The organism is Paenibacillus sp. LjRoot56 (genome assembly GCF_964253335.1).
Lineage (GTDB): Bacteria > Bacillota > Bacilli > Paenibacillales > NBRC-103111 > Paenibacillus_E > Paenibacillus_E allorhizoplanae.
In genome coordinates, this window is sequence record NZ_CAXURV020000007.1 from 158,947 (window position 1) to 177,458 (window position 18,512).

15 protein-coding genes are annotated in these 18,512 nt (G+C 46.2%); 1 reads left to right on the forward strand and 14 read right to left on the reverse strand.

Annotated features, from left to right (window positions below; genetic code table 11):
• Window positions 1-12 precede the first annotated feature (12 nt).
• Window positions 13-1,182, reverse strand: a complete 1,170-nt coding sequence (locus ACSQ8O_RS35270; RefSeq protein ID WP_436245523.1) for a HupE/UreJ family protein — start codon at window positions 1,180-1,182, stop codon at window positions 13-15.
• A 305-nt stretch (window positions 1,183-1,487) separates the two neighbouring features.
• On the opposite strand from ACSQ8O_RS35270, the gene ACSQ8O_RS35275 reads away from it, so the two are divergent.
• Complete coding sequence (locus ACSQ8O_RS35275; RefSeq protein ID WP_436245524.1) at window positions 1,488-3,635, forward strand: helix-turn-helix domain-containing protein; 2,148 nt, start codon at window positions 1,488-1,490, stop codon at window positions 3,633-3,635.
• A gap of 614 nt (window positions 3,636-4,249) precedes the next feature.
• Here the strand turns inward: ACSQ8O_RS35275 and ACSQ8O_RS35280 are convergent.
• The 13 genes from ACSQ8O_RS35280 to ACSQ8O_RS35340 form a co-directional block, all read right to left on the reverse strand.
• Entirely contained in the window at window positions 4,250-5,653 is a 1,404-nt protein-coding gene (locus ACSQ8O_RS35280) for an ABC transporter substrate-binding protein (RefSeq protein WP_436245525.1), read from the reverse strand.
• 92 nt (window positions 5,654-5,745) lie between these two features.
• Window positions 5,746-6,645 carry a DUF3048 domain-containing protein gene (locus tag ACSQ8O_RS35285; RefSeq protein ID WP_436245526.1) on the reverse strand — a complete coding sequence of 300 codons (900 nt, stop codon included), beginning with the start codon at window positions 6,643-6,645 and terminating at the stop codon, window positions 5,746-5,748.
• A 344-nt stretch (window positions 6,646-6,989) separates the two neighbouring features.
• Window positions 6,990-12,614: a fibronectin type III domain-containing protein gene (locus ACSQ8O_RS35290; RefSeq protein WP_436245527.1), complete on the reverse strand. Its 5,625-nt coding sequence runs from the start codon at window positions 12,612-12,614 to the stop codon at window positions 6,990-6,992.
• Window positions 12,615-12,863: 249 nt separating this feature from the next.
• Window positions 12,864-13,256, reverse strand: coding sequence for a DUF302 domain-containing protein (locus ACSQ8O_RS35295; protein ID WP_436233911.1), 393 nt, complete (start codon window positions 13,254-13,256; stop codon window positions 12,864-12,866).
• Window positions 13,257-13,338: 82 nt separating this feature from the next.
• Window positions 13,339-14,121 (reverse strand): sulfite exporter TauE/SafE family protein, encoded by a 783-nt coding sequence (locus ACSQ8O_RS35300; protein ID WP_056612811.1) that lies wholly within the window; start codon window positions 14,119-14,121, stop codon window positions 13,339-13,341.
• A 12-nt stretch (window positions 14,122-14,133) separates the two neighbouring features.
• Window positions 14,134-14,472 (reverse strand): thioredoxin, encoded by a 339-nt coding sequence (gene trxA / locus ACSQ8O_RS35305; RefSeq protein ID WP_056612809.1) that lies wholly within the window; start codon window positions 14,470-14,472, stop codon window positions 14,134-14,136.
• Between the two features lie 76 nt (window positions 14,473-14,548).
• A complete protein-coding gene (locus tag ACSQ8O_RS35310) occupies window positions 14,549-14,935 on the reverse strand; it encodes a rhodanese-like domain-containing protein (protein WP_056612807.1) in 387 nt (128 codons plus the stop codon).
• Between the two features lie 37 nt (window positions 14,936-14,972).
• Window positions 14,973-15,455, reverse strand: a complete 483-nt coding sequence (locus ACSQ8O_RS35315) for a DsrE/DsrF/DrsH-like family protein (RefSeq protein ID WP_056612805.1) — start codon at window positions 15,453-15,455, stop codon at window positions 14,973-14,975.
• 131 nt (window positions 15,456-15,586) lie between these two features.
• On the reverse strand, window positions 15,587-15,811 hold the full coding sequence (locus tag ACSQ8O_RS35320; protein ID WP_056612803.1) for a sulfurtransferase TusA family protein: 225 nt from the start codon (window positions 15,809-15,811) through the stop codon (window positions 15,587-15,589).
• A 38-nt stretch (window positions 15,812-15,849) separates the two neighbouring features.
• Entirely contained in the window at window positions 15,850-16,248 is a 399-nt protein-coding gene (locus ACSQ8O_RS35325) for a DsrE/DsrF/DrsH-like family protein (protein WP_056612801.1), read from the reverse strand.
• Between the two features lie 23 nt (window positions 16,249-16,271).
• Complete coding sequence (locus tag ACSQ8O_RS35330) at window positions 16,272-16,844, reverse strand: sulfurtransferase TusA family protein (protein WP_436245528.1); 573 nt, start codon at window positions 16,842-16,844, stop codon at window positions 16,272-16,274.
• Between the two features lie 28 nt (window positions 16,845-16,872).
• On the reverse strand, window positions 16,873-17,181 hold the full coding sequence (locus tag ACSQ8O_RS35335; protein WP_056612797.1) for a rhodanese-like domain-containing protein: 309 nt from the start codon (window positions 17,179-17,181) through the stop codon (window positions 16,873-16,875).
• A gap of 35 nt (window positions 17,182-17,216) precedes the next feature.
• Window positions 17,217-18,338 carry an MBL fold metallo-hydrolase gene (locus tag ACSQ8O_RS35340; protein WP_436245582.1) on the reverse strand — a complete coding sequence of 374 codons (1,122 nt, stop codon included), beginning with the start codon at window positions 18,336-18,338 and terminating at the stop codon, window positions 17,217-17,219.
• Between the last annotated feature and the right edge of the window lie 174 nt (window positions 18,339-18,512).

The following is an 18,512-nucleotide window of genomic DNA, read 5'->3' on the forward strand; positions in this document are numbered from 1 at the left end:
AACAATCTCTATCTATTGGGAAATAATTCGCTCAATAAGCCAGTACAGCCCGAATACACCAATGATTCCTGAAGCATATAAGTTCCAATTGATTTTCAGCGGCACGCGGCGAAGCAACAGCAGAACTGGTATCACAATCGCTACAACGACAAGTTGTCCAATTTCGACGCCTAGATTGAATGAGAATAATGGCAGCGCCATTTGCCCGGACAATGTGCCTCGCAGCACTTCAGCGAATCCAAAACCGTGGATTAACCCAAACAGCATGGTGACCGTTACACGTGCGCTCTCTTTTTTCTTCCATATGTTCTCAAAGGCAATATACAAAATGCTAAGTGCAATTAAAGGCTCGACAATCTTGGGTGAGAGATAGGCGATCTCCAGGGAGGATAGGACCAGCGTGATACAATGACCTACCGTAAACGCCGTAATCAACTTCACAATTTTGGTCACTCTTTGTTCAGAAACCAGCAGCAAACCGAATAGAAACAGCATGTGATCAAGCCCTGACCAGATGTGCTTCATCCCCATAAGGACGTAGGTCTTTAGCGTATTCTTCCAGGAATGATTGGCTGTAATATCGACCGCAGGCTTGCTAGCAGGCACTGACGTCATGGTCGGGTTTCCTGCCCCAGCCCCAGGACCTTGGATCTGCACAATATAATTCTGACTGCCAAGTACTTGTTGAATCGTCTGGCCTCCCACCTGAATCGTGGCATAGTTGCTATGGGCTGGATCGACCCCGCTGTACCAGAAGAAGTTATATTGCACGAGATACTGCTTCACTGGAGCGGCGAATTTATACCGAATATCAATGCCAATCATATCCATGCTGGCGCGTTTCTCATGCTTAGCGCTAACAACGACCGCCGTTCCAACCTTGCCATCCCCCGTCACAATAATGCCGTCATCAACTAGCTTGGTTAATGCTTCCAAGGAGGTTGATAATTGTTTATCACTTATCTTGTCTCCGCCATCTGCTTTATCAGGAAAGATTTGTAGAAGGTCGTGTTCGACTAAAGATAGATGATACTGCATCGTATCTGAGCCTACTTGTATATCAGAGTAACCGCTCGAAGAAGCATGCGCTCCTACCGTACTAGCTACACTTATGCTAAAGATAACCGCCAAAAGGAACACGAAGAAGCTCTTCCTAATGTTCAACTCTGTTCTACTGCGCATGTGTTCTTCCCCTTATGATTCATTTGCACTTACTTTTTCACCGCCATACCTGCCTCTCCTTCCCATGAGCTTCGTTGATACATGCCCATCATATCCAGCCCCCCACGGCTTGCCTATACACATGATTTGTGTTCCTGAGCGATTGTTACGATTCTTCTTTTAAGCTTTTATAAACCGGAAAATACATAAAAGTGCCCAGCTTCCAATAAAAAGCCCATACCCTTCACTCCTGATTTCATCTACAATTAAGGTATATAACTCGCCGGAAGCAAAACAGCGGAGCAATCAAAAGGAGCCTGCGACTTATGAAACTTTTCTCGATACAGAGATCCCTTTTTCGAAACATCTTAGCCAGCTTTATGATCTTGATTCTCATCTTCTGCTCGTTTAATCTCTTGATTTTTTGGCTCGTCAAAAACCACCTCCGCAGCGAGATGATGGCACAGAATCGTCTTACACTGCAGAAAGTGGCTGAGCGCTATCAATTTCAATTGGATAAAGTGCGAGAAGCTTTGTATAAGCAATTTACAGAAAAGACGGTCATTACACTTAACAATCAAGTGATTTTAAAGAAGGATCCCGAGTCGCTTTCTACCCGTCCTATTGTGCTGGACATGCAGAGTATCGCAAGTGATTCGGAGCTTTATGTCGATAATTTGATCCTTATGTTCCGATCCACAAATCTAGCTCTGAGCAAGCTCGGTCCTGGCACAACGGTCGATTTATTCAGCAGCATCTACCAAAGCTCCCTATATCCGCTCTCTTACTGGCAATCGCAGTTTGATCGCAGTGACAATTATGTCCTTCATCCGGGGGCTGTATTTGGGAGCCCATCATCATCAGGAGAATCAGCGGGAAGAATGTTAATTCCTTATTCTATTAAGCCTGCACTAGCTGACAATATGATGATTGCGATGATCGACGGCAACCGTTTGCGTGACGCGATTCTGAAGGAAACGCCCGATCTGGACATCACGATATTAGGACCGAACCAAGCAGTTATTTATTCGACAAATGAGACAAATAGGACAGATGAGACAGATGAGGATTCCACCCAGCTCCAAGAGCCGGTTGCTATTGAATATCAAGATGAAGACGGTTTACGTTACATCATGAAAATGACGAGTCCTGAATTCACATCCAGAATCCTTCGTTTGGACAATCTCATGATGATTCTGTTGGGCGCTTCTATTGCTATCGCCTTCGTCGTCTCTGTCTTTTTCAGCAAACGAATCCATCACCCCGTCCGCCAATTGATCCAAGAAAAAGGTGAGATTCAGCAGGAGCTGCAGGATCAACAGTCGGAGTTAATTAACTATCATTTCATGAATAAGCTGAAGAATATCCATCCTGACCTCAATGAATGGCAGCATATTCAAGGCACCGAGGGAACCTACACCATCGTGCTATACGAGCTGCGCTTCCGTTCGCCTGCTTTCATAGAAGTCCCGATGAGCAGAGAACACATCTCGCAAACGATCGGCGAGCAGATTAAACGTGTAACAGAGGAACGGTTTCCTGATTCCCATACGCTGCAGATGGAACATCATCAGTTTCTAACGGTGTTCCCTGGCAATGAGCGTGAACGTATCCTTGGAATGCTCGAAGAATTGAAGCTCGTTCTAGACGAAGACCGGCAATACTGTTTAGTGACTGCCGCCATCAGTTCAGCGTTCGAGCATTCTCTGCAATTCGGTCATGCCTACCGACAGGTGAATGAATTAGCTGCGCAAGCCCGCTTACTGGAAGAAACGCAAATAGTCGTTGACTATCGTTCGGATCGCGCTACGTACTTCCTTACCCTTACACAGGAGCAAGAACTAACCACAGCGCTGAAATCCGGCAAGGAGCAGGAAACGCTCGACCTCTTTCTTCCGTGGTTGGACGAACTTGACCAGAAAGAAGCTTCTGTGGATATGTTTAAGCATATGGTGCTTGCTGTAACCGATAAGGCCAAAATGGTACTAGACCATTACAAAGTTCAACCTGACGATACCTTACAGCTGAGGTCCATTCTGCTTCAATTAGAGGAATGCTGTACGTTGGATGAGTATAAACGAACATTTGAAACTTATTTCCGACTCGTCACTCAACTCATCCGTGAGAAGAAAGAGACGAATGATCCCATCATTGATCATGTGCTTAACGTCATTAAGGATCAGTATGCCGAGGATCTTTCACTCGATGTTCTCGCTGATCAACTAACGCTAAGCAGTTCCTACCTCTCTACGTATATTAAAGAGAAAACCGGAGCCAATTTCATGGAACATTTGCATGACCGACGCGTAGGTTACGCGCAAGAGCTGCTGGTCCATACCGACTCGAACATTCAAGACATTGGCATTCAAGTCGGCTACCGTAACATCTCTTCGTTTAATCGCATGTTCAAGAACCGCACAGGCTCTTCGCCTGGCGAGTACCGTAGAACACATTTGCTGGATAAAAGAGCATAAAAAGAACCTGAGGCTTTGCCTCAGGTTCTTTTGTGTAGCGTATACTGTTGGACGAGCGGGAGTACTCCATTGGAGGTGGATTCGACCCTGTAAGTCGATTTTTTCGACTTGGGGAGCTCCCAATGAGCGTGATTCGATGCTCTAAGTCGATTTTTTCGACTTAGGGGACTCCATTGGGCCGAATTCGATGCTCTAAGTCGATTTTTTCGACTTAGGGGACTCCAATGAGCTGGATTCGATGCTGTAAGTCGATTTTTTCGACTTAGGGAGCTCCAACGAGCTGGATTCGGTGCTGTAAGTCGATTTTTTCGACTTAGGGAGCTCCAACGAGCTGGATTCGATGCTCTAAGTCGATTTTTTCGACTTAGAGGACTCCAATGCGCCGGATTCGATGCTCTAAGTCGATTTTTTCGACTTAGAGGACTCCAATGCGCCGGATTCGATGCTCTAAGTCGATTTTTTCGACTTAGAGGACTCCAATGCGCCGGATTCGGTGCTGTAAGTCGATTTTTTCGACTTAAGGAGCTCCATTGGGCTGGATTCGATGCTGTAAGTCGATTTTTTCGACTTAGGGCACTCCCAATTGAGCCGGTCCTCACCCGGCTTCCATTACTTCATTTCAACGTCTTATTATACGCATCAATTTTGGCGTTAATTGCTACGGCTGCTGCGTCGAGAGCTTCCTGCGGTGTTTTCTCTCCGCTTAGCGCCTGCCCGATAGCATTCTCCGTCAGCTTTCTCGCTTCTGGATAGACCCCCAGAACACCGCCTTGTGTCGCTTGATTCTGCTTGGCAGCGTTATGCTGATCAATGGCTGTCTTAAACTGTGGGAACTGTTTCATATTGTCTTGTACGATCGGCAGCCCATACGCCTTCTCTGTAATGGGGAAGTAGCCTGTATTGACATGGAAGAACGCCTGCTGCTCTGGCTCAGACAAATACTTCATGAATGCCCATGCCGCCTGCTGCTCCGCATCCGACTTGTTGTTCAGGATCCAGTTGCTTGCCCCGCTTACCACCACACCGCCAACGCCCTCGGCTGGCTTGGGGAAAAAGCCCGTTCCCACTTCGAACTTGCCATCTACGGAATCGAGGATATCTCGCAGCCCTGCCGTTGTATCGAAGATCATAGCGACCTTCCCTTCGGCGAACATCTTCTTAGATTCATCGCTCTTACCGGCTGAGTGAATGGCCGCCTTGCTGTCAATTAACCCCTTCCACCAAGTAAGCGCCTTGACGCCCGCTTCACCATTCAACTGCCACTCCGTTGCTATGCCATCGCGCCCATTGCCCAAGTTCACCAGCTCAGCGCCCTGATTGGCAATAAGCTGTTCCATGTACCAACTGTGCGTGCCGAAGTAGGCGCCGGCTACACCGTCTCTTGTTACCTTTTTCGCCACTTGGGCAAGGTCTGTATAGAGAACTGGTGGTTTATCTGGGTTTAATCCTGCCGCTTTGAACAGATCTTTGTTGTAATACAGAATCGGGTTAGATGTGTTAAAAGGCATGGAATACAGCGTATCTGCCACCCGATAATAATTGAGTATGGCTTCGTCCATTTGGGACACATCATACTTGTCTTGATCTACGAAGTTCTGAATCGGCGTGATCGCCTTAGAATCGATCATGTATCGCGTTCCGATATCGTACACCTGCATCATGGTTGGTCCCAAATTGGAACCAATGGACGCTTTCAACTTGGTCAAACTATCGAAGTAGGAGCCCTGAAAGACAGCCTCCACCTTAATATCCTTATGTGCAGTATTGAAGTTTGTTACGAGCCTGTCCACCACTTGACCGTTCTCGCCGCTCATGGAGTGCCACCAGACTACTTTCTTAACGCCATTAACCAATGGTTCAACGTCACCAATTTCAGCAGCTTCGGCGGCATTCCCTGCCACCGTGCCCTTCACCACATCTTGTTGCCCCCAAACCGAATAAACGCCCAATAGGCCGAACACCAGCACAATAATGATGAAATAAGCGGGTATCGAAATTTTACGTTGAAATAGCTTCATCTTATCCCTCCTATGACTTGTAATCATAGGTTCTCAGTGTTTGCCTGTGATTAAGGGAATGTAAAGGGATTGTTAAACATGATGAAACATAACTACTCCACCTTCAACTTCGTCCCCTCCGGCACGATCTGCACCCACGTGTTGCCCGGCAGCAGCGGCACTTCCTTGCCATCGCCGGCGTAGGCGCGGAGCATGCCGTTTTTGCGTTCCCACGTGATCGCTTGGGACAAGCCCTCTTGGAAGATCACGCCCTTGTTCGGCCCGAACACATCGACAATCCGGCGGCCCTCTTTGTCGATGATCTGATGCTTGCTCTCTAGGACAAGCAGATTCTTGGTCTGCAGCTGCTTGCCCGTTTCCTTGTCGAGATGCGGTTTCCCTTCCATCGAACGCATATAGACACCCTTGGCAGCATCATAATCATACGAAGCAAAATACCCCATGAGATAGGGGATTTGAATATAATGAACGGCTGCGCCCGTGAGTTTACCCTGCCCTGCCTTGGCGAACGTGAGCAAAGGCCCGTTCCACTCGGTGCGGAACTTGCGCGCCTCGGCACCTTTTTTCATTTTATCCACAGAGGTATAGAGATTGTGCGGTGGCTTCCGATCCGTGGAGCGCCAATAGTAGGCGCCATCACCGTAGACCTCATCGAGATGGGCCAGATTGCGGCCTGCCATCATATCCATCGCATCCTGGCTCCAGCCAGCATGTACAATAATGGCATCCAGCGCATCGCCGATCTCTACAAAATATGGCCGAATGCTGCGTACGGGACCGATCGCTTCAGCAGCTTGGCTCTGGAACACCGAGACGAATCTAGTGATTTCGCCCTCTGCAAGGATTTCATAGACGATGTCGGCCTGATCGAGGCCGGTTTGGGGCCGGGCTTGCGGCGCATTTTCGACCATAACCATATAGGGACGGGTCTTCACTTCGTGATCGGCTGGCAAGCCGGTTAACGGGAATTTGTAAGGGAGCTGCGCTTCCACCGTTGTAGTAGGCTGCGTCACAGGCGTTGGGCTGACCGTAGTCGTCACGGGGACGGTTTCCGGGGTAGCCGTTGATATCACAGGAGTTGCATCACTACAACCAGCAAGGGTCAGGACAGAGCATCCAAGTATGAGCCATGTGCTAAGCGTTCTTTTACGGATTAACGGCAGTGTTTTCAAAGGGGCTGCACCTCTTCTTCTCGTGGACTATCGATCTCTGAGAAGTATATGCTAGATAGTTAGGGAATAGAAGCTAGCAGAGTCACTCGAGTTCGTCTATATCCTGAATTAACCACCAAGCAAAAAACTGAACCTACGCTTTCGCGTGGTCCAGTTTCCCTTTGTCACATTTGAAAATTTACCGCAGAGTTGGATGAGGTATTCGCTGTTGTTTCCTTGTACACGCCACCATAGGACAGGCCGAACGTATAGACGCCAGGCAGTAATTCCTTATGAATCTCGCCGCCAACCGTACTACCGAAGGTCCGCCAACTCCCTGCATAATAACTAACGGCACCGCCATCAAGCGGATTACCCAGACTATCCTTTAACTGAACATTCACGTTGACCGTCTGGAAGATGACCACGGGGTCGGCTCCTATATCTTGCATCTTTTCCTTGATTGTTCCCTCATAATTCATCGAAAAGGTATAAGAACCCGGCAGCAATTCCTTGTGAATCTCGCCGCCAGCCGTATTACCGAAGGTCCGCCAACTCCCTGCGTAATAACTAACGGCACCACCACCCAGCGGATTTCCCAGACTATCCTTCAACTGTACATTTGCGTTGACCGTCTGAAAGATGACCACAGGGTCAGCTCCGATATTTTGCACCTTTTCCTTGATCGTTCCCTCATAATTCATGGAAAAGGTATACGAGCCCGGCAGCAATTCCTTGCGAATTTCCCCGCCAGCTATATCCCCGAAGGTCCGCCAACTCCCTGCGTAATAACTCGCCGCCCCACTGGTAAGCGGATTGCCGAGACTATCCTTCAACTGCACCTTCACATTAACGGTCTGAAAGACAACCACAGGGTCCGTTCCTGTATTTTGGACTTTCTCTGTATACGTGCCTTCGTAGGTCATAGCAAACGTATACGCTTTATCCGGCAAAGACTTGCTTACAGTTCCAGAAGCATTCGTGACGCCGAAATCTTTCCATCCGCCGTCATAGTAGGATACGACGCCACCACTGATGGCATTTCCACCGCTATCTTTAAACTGAACGCTTACCTCATCAGCCACTGGGGCCGGATCCTGCAACAAGATTTTACCGTACTGACTTACGTTCTTCGCTCCGCCAATACCACTGGCCCATTCCAAATATCCGAGCCGACCGTTGCCATTGTTATTATTAACAAGCAGCGAGACAAAGATAGGTTTCGTCGTATCTGGCATGTAAGGATATAGTTCTGACCAAGCAATATGAACCTTATATATTTTCTTTCCGCTTTGGGAACTGTCGACGAGCATGCTTCCGTTTTGAACGAACTGACCGGCAGGCGTCCAGTTGGATGGCAGATCTCCTCCAATATACGGCGTAGTTCCCTTGTAAAGTACAGGACCGCTAGCAGTCAGTGCGGCTTGGAATTCCACTTGGGCCCCGACCATGCCGATTCCTGATGTATCCAGGCCAAATTGAATACTATCACCTATATAATAATTACCTTTGGTCTCGTTTTGCACGAAGCTAGCGTCCGATACTTCTATGACGAGATCGAATCCATCATTGGCCGCCCCCACGGCAGCTCGAGCCGCAAACCCTGAAGGTTGTTCGGAAGTCAAGCTTTTGAACTCCCAATTGTCGTTAATCCAATGGATATCCGTGCTCAAAGCGCCTGTGCTACGGTCAAACAAATTGCTCTTACTCCCTGCTGCGATGGGAATATTGGTATTTTGCACGGCTTTTTCATAGTCCGACAAAAGGACATCTTGCGTTGAAGTCAATCCAGCAAGATAATCGGCATTTACATGGCTGATGTAATACATTTTGTTCGGTTTCACTTGCAGCGTAGGGGCTGCTGCCTCTGTACCGCCGGTCCAATCCCGAACTACAGTGTTACTTGTAAACGCATTGGCAAGTACTGGAGCGATTGTACCCGTATTCGCATCCTCGGACCATACGACGAGAATCGGCGATCCGTCACTTTCAAAATAAACAGCTTTCTGATTTCCGCTTAGCGCATACTCACCTTTGTAGACAATATCATTCCCCAGTGTCTCGATAAATCGATGCATGACCACGGAACCAAGTCTCGGCTCAAGCTGCGGTTTCTTGCGAAACAAGCCAGAGGATTCCGTAAACCAACCTTCGGCATGGGCGAATGGGATGGCTTCGATCTCCGTATTATTGATCATGTCAAAATAAGCGATTTGTTCGACCCCATTCTTCATCTGGTACATATAATCGTACAGCATCTTTCTCGCAATTACAGACTCCGTTTGGATAAATGGTGATTCCGAAGCGTTCACGAGACCAGCATGGCTCTCAGAACTCACCCACGGCTTTGAGGGGACATTGTACATTTGATCATAGGCTTGATACTCTTTGGGATCGGGTAACTTCCCATGAAGCGCCAACTTATCATAATAGTTTGCTCCGCCAAGACGCAACAACTCATTATAAAAAGGCAAATATCGATGACCGCCCATACCTCCGATCCAAATTTCAGAATTCGGCTGTACGCTTTTAATCGTCTCATATCCGGTACGTAACAATTCCACGAACTTCTCCGGTGTATCATTCCAGAAAATACTTCCGCCTTTCAAATGAGGTTCATTCCATATTTCCCATTTGGTAATCCGATCTCCATACCGCGCCACAAGCGCCCTCAGGAAATTAGCAAAATCATTCATGTCGGTTGGGGCATAGGCAGCATAACCAGGAACGCCGATATAAATGGTTGTATCTTCCGGGTGCGAAGACGCCCATAGCGGTGTAAACATAATGTTGCCGATGATGTCCATGCCATAGCTTTGCAATTTATTGACATGTTCATCAAGTCCTGCCCAATTAAACACACCACGACTCGTTTCAATTGCCATGTTCGTATCGGTGAATTGTCCTCCCCATGGGATCGTATGAATTCTCGCAAAATCAAAGCCAACCAAATCTGCGAGTTCTATCGCTCTTAAATCACTAAAACCATTACTAAATCCAAACAGCGGATTACGATCCGCTTTGCTTATGGACTGACTTTCTACGACAGCCACGGAAGTTCGATTACGTACAAATTCTGCCGCTGTTCGCTTAGGACTGGACAAGATCCGGTACGATTGTTGTAGCGGGAGTGTTCCCGAAACCCCTTGTTTCGTATAGTCAAAAGCGATTTCATAGTAACCTTCGTGACTAGGTGTCCAACTCCAACCCGTTGATAGTAACGTTGACCGATCTACGGTTACTTGCCCAACTACCTGACTATCCGTATCATAAACCGTCCCCGTCAACGTTTGCACGGAAATGGGCAGCTGATCTTGGATCGCCTTGAACACCACGTTTTGGCCGATCTTCCACCAGTTTGCGAAGGCGTCTGCCTTCAGCGGGAAATATTCAACGGACTGCATGCTGGCGTCGTCGTAATAAATCGTTCCCAGATTCGGGACGCTCGGTAATTTCGTTGTTGCTACATTCAACTGAACTTGATTCGTTCCTGCTGGAAACTGACTATTATCTATCGTAAATGAAATATCCGTCCACACCGTGCTGCTCAAAGTTGGCGTGTTAGCCGCAGCCGTACCGAGGAAGGCACCATCCTTGAAGTAGCTAATAAACACCCAAGCGCCATTGCCAGCGTAGTCAGCTGATTTCTTGGCTTTTACCGAAATCTTAATGGTTTGCATTCCGCTGTCAATTGGGATGATTTTGGATGAAAACCCTGCGGCTCCAGTACTTGTCGAGTTGATATATACCGCATTCGTGCCGCTATTGACCGTTGCCGTCGTACTGCCCATATCGACTCCGCTTGCCCCGCTCCATAAGGAAGAGCTCCAACTAACAGGAACAAGTTTCGTTCCGCTTGTCTTTGTTTCTTCGAAACCAGGATTTGCTACATCATAATAGCTTGAGGTAAGCACATCGACAGGATTGCTTGCAGGTGATAGATTACCCGAACCATCTCTCGCTTTCACAGTAAACGTATATCCGCTATATGCTTCAAGACCTGTTACCGTATAGGTCACCCCGGTGACTGTCGCTACTAGCTTCGTACCATCGTTAATCTCGTAGCCAGTTACGCCCCCATTATCGGTTGACGGGTCCCAGGTGAGGGTGACACTTTTCATCTTAATGTCAGATGCGGCTAAGTTTGTTGGTGCTGTTGGTGCCTGTGTGTCGTTGGTCACATATGCCTGACTTGCTGGGGATACATTCCCCGCCGCGTCGACGGCTTTCACCGTAAACGTATAACTATTGGCTGCGATCAGACCACTTGCTGTAAAGGTTAAACCTGTCACAGTCCCCACCAACACCGTGTCTTTATATACATTGTATCCGGTCACCCCGATATTATCGGTCGAGGCATTCCATGCCAAATCTACACTTCCTGCCGTCTGACCTACGGCGTGGAGATTCGTTGGCGCGCTTGGCGCCACCGTATCCGGAATCAATTCGATCGTAGCGTCATCATAATACAGCGTTCCTTGCTGGCTAACACTGCCCCCACGGAGGGTCGCCAGATTCAACTGCAAATTATTCGTTCCTGCCGGCAGGTTAGCCGTATTCACAGTGACCGAAATCTCTCTCCATTCACTGCTGCTCAGCGTAACACTTGGCGCAACTATGGTGCCGAGAAAGGAACCATTCTTCGCATAACTGAAGAAAACCCACGCATCATTACCGACATAATCAGCCGACTTCTTGACCTTCACAGTCGCTTTGATTTGCATGTTATTGTCAATCGTCATCGTCTTGGAAACCCAACCTGCGGCTCCTGCATCCACTGCGCTAATATATAGGGCATTGGTTCCGCTATTGGCCTCAGTCGTCGTGACCCCCGTATCTACCGGTGTCGTTCGCGACCATAAGGCAGAATTCCAATTGACCGGAACAAGCTTGCTTCCACTGGATGTCGTGATCTCAAACCCAGGATTGGCGATGCTCAATACATTTGGCGTGGTCAGACTTACAGCATTACTGGCCACAGACAGATTGCCCGCCGTATCCTTCGCTTTTACAGTAAACGTATAATTGGTACCCGCATTGAGAGCGCTTACGGAATAAGTTAACCCTGTCGTGGATCCAATCAACGTTGTACCGTTGTAGACATCGTACCCTTGGACGCCAACGTTATCCGTTGAGGCCTGCCAGGTAAGGGTAACACTCGTCGCCGTTTGCCCAGACATGGCAAGATTAGTCGGAGCTGTTGGCGCCTCTGTATCCAGCAGTTCCATCGTTACATCGTCATAATAGAGTGTCCCGGCGTTGCTTCCGCTGCCTGCTTTCGATGTCGCTAAGTTCAACCAAAGCATATTCGTTCCCGCAGGAAACTGACTGCTGTTGACCGTTAACGTGATCTCTGTCCATTCTGTGCTGCTTACGGTGGTCATATTGGATGAGCTTATTCCCAGGAAACTACCACTATTTCCATAGCTGATGAATACCCACGGGTTATTGCCGGCATAATCAGCCGACTTCTTCACTTTCACCGTGGTTTTGATGGTTTGAGCACTGCCGTCAACCGGAATCGCTTTGGAAACCCAACCTGCTGCTCCCGCATCTGTTGCACTAATATAAAGTGATTTCGTCCCGCTGCTGTACACGGCTGTCGTTACGCTAGTATCCACGGGAGTCGTTCTGCTCCATAAGGATGTGGTCCAATTCGTCGGTATCAGTTTCGTTTGACTCACCGTTGTTTCTTCGAACCCGGGATTAAGCACATTAATAAAACTTGCTGCCTGAACGCGCGTTGACATCGTTGGAAACAGTGCAACCAACATGGTGCAAAGTAACAACCATATAACGGTTTTCCTCATAAATAAATCCTCCTCGATTTCATTTCGCCTAACAACTGCGCTTCTCGTTACTCACTTCCCTTTGTGGATGGATTACATGGATAAATATAGGACGAATCCGGTAGTCAAAGATACGAGACGATTTATACATCGTTATCCGATTTTATCTATTTTGACAAAAAAAAGCCGACAACGAGATAATCGCTGCCAGCTTTTCCAACTGTACCCTTTTAAAGCCCCACCGCTGCTTAGCTGCATCAGACTACTAGCTTATATACTCCTATCCAGACAGTTGATAAGACGTTTTTCCACATCTTGAGCAATCTCCAACAGCTGGTCATAAGCATCCATTTCAACCATCCCGATCAAGTTCGTTGGCCGAGGCATTCCGATTTTAGTTGTACCCTTTTCCACATATACAGCAATTTTACAAGGCAAAAAGTAACCCGCTACTGCATGTTCGCTTAATACGCGTTTTGCTTCGAAAGGATTGCAAACCTCCAAAATAATATATGGCTCATCAAACTCGAGGCCTTTCTCTTGGAGCTTTTCTTGGATGTTAAATTTCCACAGTATACCGAAATGCTCTTTATATAAATTGGTTGTCAACGCCTCGATCACTTCATCCACGGACTTATCCGTTTCAATGGTATAATGGAACATCTCCTTCATTCTCCTTCTTTAGCCTAGTATTCTAACCCATAAGTACTAGGGTATCCAAAGAGTAGAAAAAAAACAGGGGTCTCTATTTGCTTAAAATATCCATCCATATTTTAACCGTTGTTGCCACAATGAGTGCAGCCAAAATCCATTGAAGCAGCTTGGCGTTCAATTTCTTGCTGATTTTAGCTCCAATTGGAGCTGCGATGATACTTGCAATAACCATAACAACCGACGGAACAAGAAGTATATGTCCTCCCGCTACTTTTCCGGCAGTTGAGCCTATCGAAGAGATAAATGTAATGGCTAGGGAAGAAGCAATAGCTACACGTGTCGGAATTTTCAGAATGACCAGCATGACAGGTACGGTAATAAACGCGCCAGCCGCTCCAACAATACCCGAAACAACTCCGATAATAGCCGCGAAGACCGCCGCAACCGGTTTATTAAACTTCACCTTGTCAAAGTCCATGTCTTCCTGTCCTTTTTTGGGAAGAAACATCATAATCGCTGCGATCAGAGCCAGAACTGCATAGGTGATGTTAATGAAGGAGTCGGATAGAAACTTGGAACCATACCCCCCGATAAAGCTGCCAATAACGATGGTTCCCCCCATGATGAATACAAGGGATTTATTGATATACCCTCCTTTTCGAAAGGCTAACATGCCTGAAAGTGTCGCGAAAAAGACTTGGACCGCACTAATTGCCGATACTTCATGGGCCGTAAATGCTGCAAAACCCATGGCTGGCGGAATATACAAGAGCATCGGATACTTGATGATGGAACCTCCAATTCCAACCATACCAGAGATTAGGGATCCAATAAAACCAATACCGAACAATAGAATAATCCACCCATAATCCATAGCTTTCTCCTCCTATCTGTGATCTCCATCCTGCATGAGATCATGAATCATTTTTGTAAGTTCATTTTTGGGCTGCAATCCAATCATCATGGCTGCCATCTTGCCATCTTTAAAAAGCTTCATTGTCGGAATACTCATGATATGCTGCTCGCTTGCGGTCATTGGATTATCATCCACATTTACTTTTACAATCACCGCACGATCATGTAATTCCTCGCTCAATTCCTGCAGCATGGGGGCGACTAGTCGGCAGGGTCCACACCAATCTGCGTAAAAATCGACAAGTACAGGAACTTTAGACTTCATAACGATCTCTTCAAAATCACGATCCGAGACTTGAATTAATGCCATCTACAAGACCTCCTTGTGTCTTCTATGCTCCAATTGCCATTACGTTTACGTGTATGGGTATTTAATGATCAAAAAATTATTTGGTTAATTTCCCTCTCCAAGACATGATGCCACCTTGCAAGTGTGCTAGATCTCGGAAACCATGCTTGTGTAGAATTCGAGCCCCTTGTTTGCTTCTCATTCCGCTGCGACAATACAAAAACACACTTTTATCTATGGGGATCTCCCCGAGTCGTTGTTTCATTTGAGATAAGGGAATATTTTTCGCTCCCGCAATATATCCTTGTTTTACTTCACTAGGTTCACGGACATCAATTAATACTCTGTTAAGGTTTAGCTTCAATTCATCTTGAAATTGAACGGACGTTAAATTCCTAAGTCCCTTGATTCCAGCGAGTCGGGTATACACAAACCAGACGAGAAGAATCCCTATCACGATATTAATGATGGCATTAGTAGACATATTTAAAACCTCATTTCTAAGTTCTTATCTTTTTCTCTTAAATAAATAAATTCACTTTGGCATCTGCCGCGTCACCTAAATAAGCTGCTACCCCTGCATACTCAATACCATCAAGAAGTTCTTCCTTTTGCAAGCCAAGCAGATCCATTGTCATTGTACAAGCCACTAGCTTAACACCTTGCTCTTGTGCTAATTCAATGAGCTGCGGCAATGTCAGCGCATTATGCTTTTTCATCACATGCTTAATCATCTTGGGACCTAGCCCTCCGAAATTCATTTTGGATAACCCTAACTTGTTCGCACCACGCGGCATCATTTTTCCGAACATGGATTCCAGCCATCCTTTTTTGATCAGAACGGATTCATCCTTACGCAGCGCATTAAGTCCCCAAAAGGTAAAGAACATCGTAACTTCGTGGTCATAAGCAGCTGCACCGTTGGCAATAATAAATGCAGCAATAGCCTTGTCCAATTCACCGCTAAAAAGTACAATCGTTGATTTTTCCTTATTTTCTATCATTAAAATCATCCCCCTTTTATTCATGCATACCCATACGGGTATTTAATAAGGCAAAAAAAATTCTGCTTTCTCCTATTAAGGACTTTAAGAGGGCTACCACTGCATGAAGTGATAGCCCTCTTCAACTTTCCTTACCCCTTCTTAACAATAAAGGTGAATACACCGTTGTCTTCTTTGGATTCAAGGAGTTCATGCTTCGTTTGGTTTACCCACGCTTGAAAGTCCTTCATAGAACCTTTATCGGTTGTTTGAAGCTCCATAATCTGTCCAGATTCCAGAGAATCCATCCCTTTTTTCGCCTTAACAATCGGCATTGGACAAGCAAGTCCTTTTGCATCTACAACTAAGTTTGTCATTATGATAATCTCTCCTTATTATTTAGTGCTAATTTCTCTTAGAAGTTCAAGCTCACTTGTGCATCAAAAGCAAAGTCTAGGAATGTCGCGGCGCCCCCAAGTTCAATGCCTTCGATGAAATGTTCTTTATCCAGACCCATGACGTCGATTGTCATCTGACAACCGATCAGACGTACCCCAGATTCTTTGGCGATATCCATAAGCTCTTTCACGGATGGCACATTTGCTTTCTTAAAGCCTTCTACCATTCCTTCATTACCTGGCTTCAGCTGCAGCATGTGTTCCGACTCCTTATGAATAATGGACAAGCCTTCGAAAGTAAAGAAAATGGCTACCTCCGCATCCAATGCTGCCGCCGCTGTTGCGATGTTCAATACTTTATAGGCTGTCTCCAGACCACCTGATGATGCAATAAGAGCTACTTTTTTAGTTGTCATGTTAATTCGTCTCCTTTTTATAATTAATCTTGTTCTTGATCATAGATCCATTGCGTCATGCCAGGCGTTACATTCTTAACATGATGATACCCCTTGTCGGATAGGATTTGGCAAGCCATATCACTTCGAGTTCCAGTACGGCATACTATATAATAGGCTTGGCTAGGATCAAGCTCCGTTATTTTTTCTTCCAATTGACCTAGAGGGATTGAGATGGCACCCGGAATGCGCCCAAATGCATATTCAGCGGGTTCTCGAACATCGATAATATGGATTGTCTCTCCTGAAACAAGTTTGGTTTGAACCTCTTCATTTGTAGCTATATGGGGATATTTTTTTTCAGCCTTCGTATCCGCCGACTCGGCTTTGCGAATAAAGTGGTGAAACACGCCGTTTTCTTCTTTTAAGCCTAGGTACTGATGTCCTGTACGGCTGGACCAACTCTTCAGGTCGGCTACCGAACCCTTATCTGTTGCACGTATTTCCAATACTTCACCTGCATTCATTTCATCCATCGCCTTTTTGGTGCGAACGACTGGCAGCGGACACGCAAGACCTTCACATTCGATTACACGATTCACTTGCAGTGTTGACATGAACATTACCTCCATATATTTAAAATACTTATTTGCCGTAAGTTATTTCCCCAGTCCATTTCGACATGCCGCCTGGCATATTAAGCACGTTATAACCCACCGAAGAGAGGAAATCACATGCTTGCCCGCTGCGGTTACCGCTGCGACAGACGACGATCGTTTCTTGCTTTGGATCCATTTCGTTGAGCGCTCTTGCAATTTGCCCTAACGGAATATGTTTGGCACCTGGAATGTGACCAGACTCCCACTCATCCTGTTCCCGCACATCCAGAATAACTATATTTTCTTTTCTGTTGATTCTTCCCATAACTTCTTCCGGCATTTGCTCTTTATACATCGTTGTTGCCTCCTGTCTATGAAGTAAGTAGTGATTTAAGCATCATGAACTGCGCAACGATTAGGTCCAATCTCCATTTCTCGCTGTTCCTCGTCTGTTGGCGTTATCTTCCCCATATTCGTCTGACGTATTTCTTGGTAAGCATTCGGCTGCGGTGGTAAATTCTCAGTAACAGTACGACGGAAAGCTGTTTCCTCTCCAATATTCAACCCTGGATTTTCCTTATATAAATCTCCAAGGCGGGCAGAGACTTGACCTCCTTCTCCCAGCTCCGTAAACTTGCCAAAATGGGCAGGAAGCACGATTAAGTCATGGGACAATTGCTTATAACGCTCATATAACGTTGTTCTAAGGTCTGTTACCCAATCCTCTGCTTTACCCGCGAGATCAGGACGACCAATCGATTTCACGAATAAAATGTCTCCCGAAAGCAAGAATTGATTGTCAACGATTAAGGATGTGCTTCCGATCGTATGCCCAGGCGAATAAATAGGTTGTATTTGAATCTCGGTATCGCCAACTACAATACGGCTTCCTTCTTCAAGCTTCTCGTAGTTAAATACGACTTCTTCTGCATCTTTTGGCGGCAGCCAATACGTGCCTCCTGTTTTTTCAGCTAATTGCCGTCCACCGGAGATGTGATCAGCGTGAAGATGCGTATCGATCGTATGTTTAATGGTTACATTTTTTTCTTGGGCAAAGTTTTCAAAAACCTCTGTCATTCGAACACCATCAATGATGGCCGCTTCACCGTTCGAGATTACCATGTAGGACAAGCAGCCTTTGCCAATGCGGATAAACTGAAATATTTCTCCACCATCTTGCAAATCACCAACTTTTACGGGCTCTAGATGCTCACTCCAGGATTTCATGCCTCCTACTAAGTAAGAAACATGTTGTTTCCCTTGTTCGATCAATTGCTCCCCAACAAATTTCGATGAGCCTTCTTTGGCACATACGACCAAAATTTCCTTATCATCTGGAAGTTGATCTACAACAGTTTCCACCCCATCGATCAAATCAAAATAGGGTTTGTTTAGGATATAAACATGCTGACCTTCAATTTTCCAATCCTTAAAGTCGCTTTCGTTACGTACGTCTAAGATGAAAATCGGTTCGTTATTTAATACCTTTTTCGCTAATACAGCGGCGCTCATTCCTTGCAATTGAACTCCATTTACCATTGTTTATTCCTCCCTAGAATAAGATTGAAATCCAAAGCTCACTTTCATATACCCCATGGGGTATTATTTCGAGCAAAAAAAAATGACTATTATCATGTATTAGAATATTACTTCATGATACTTACCTAAGATATATACGTATACCCG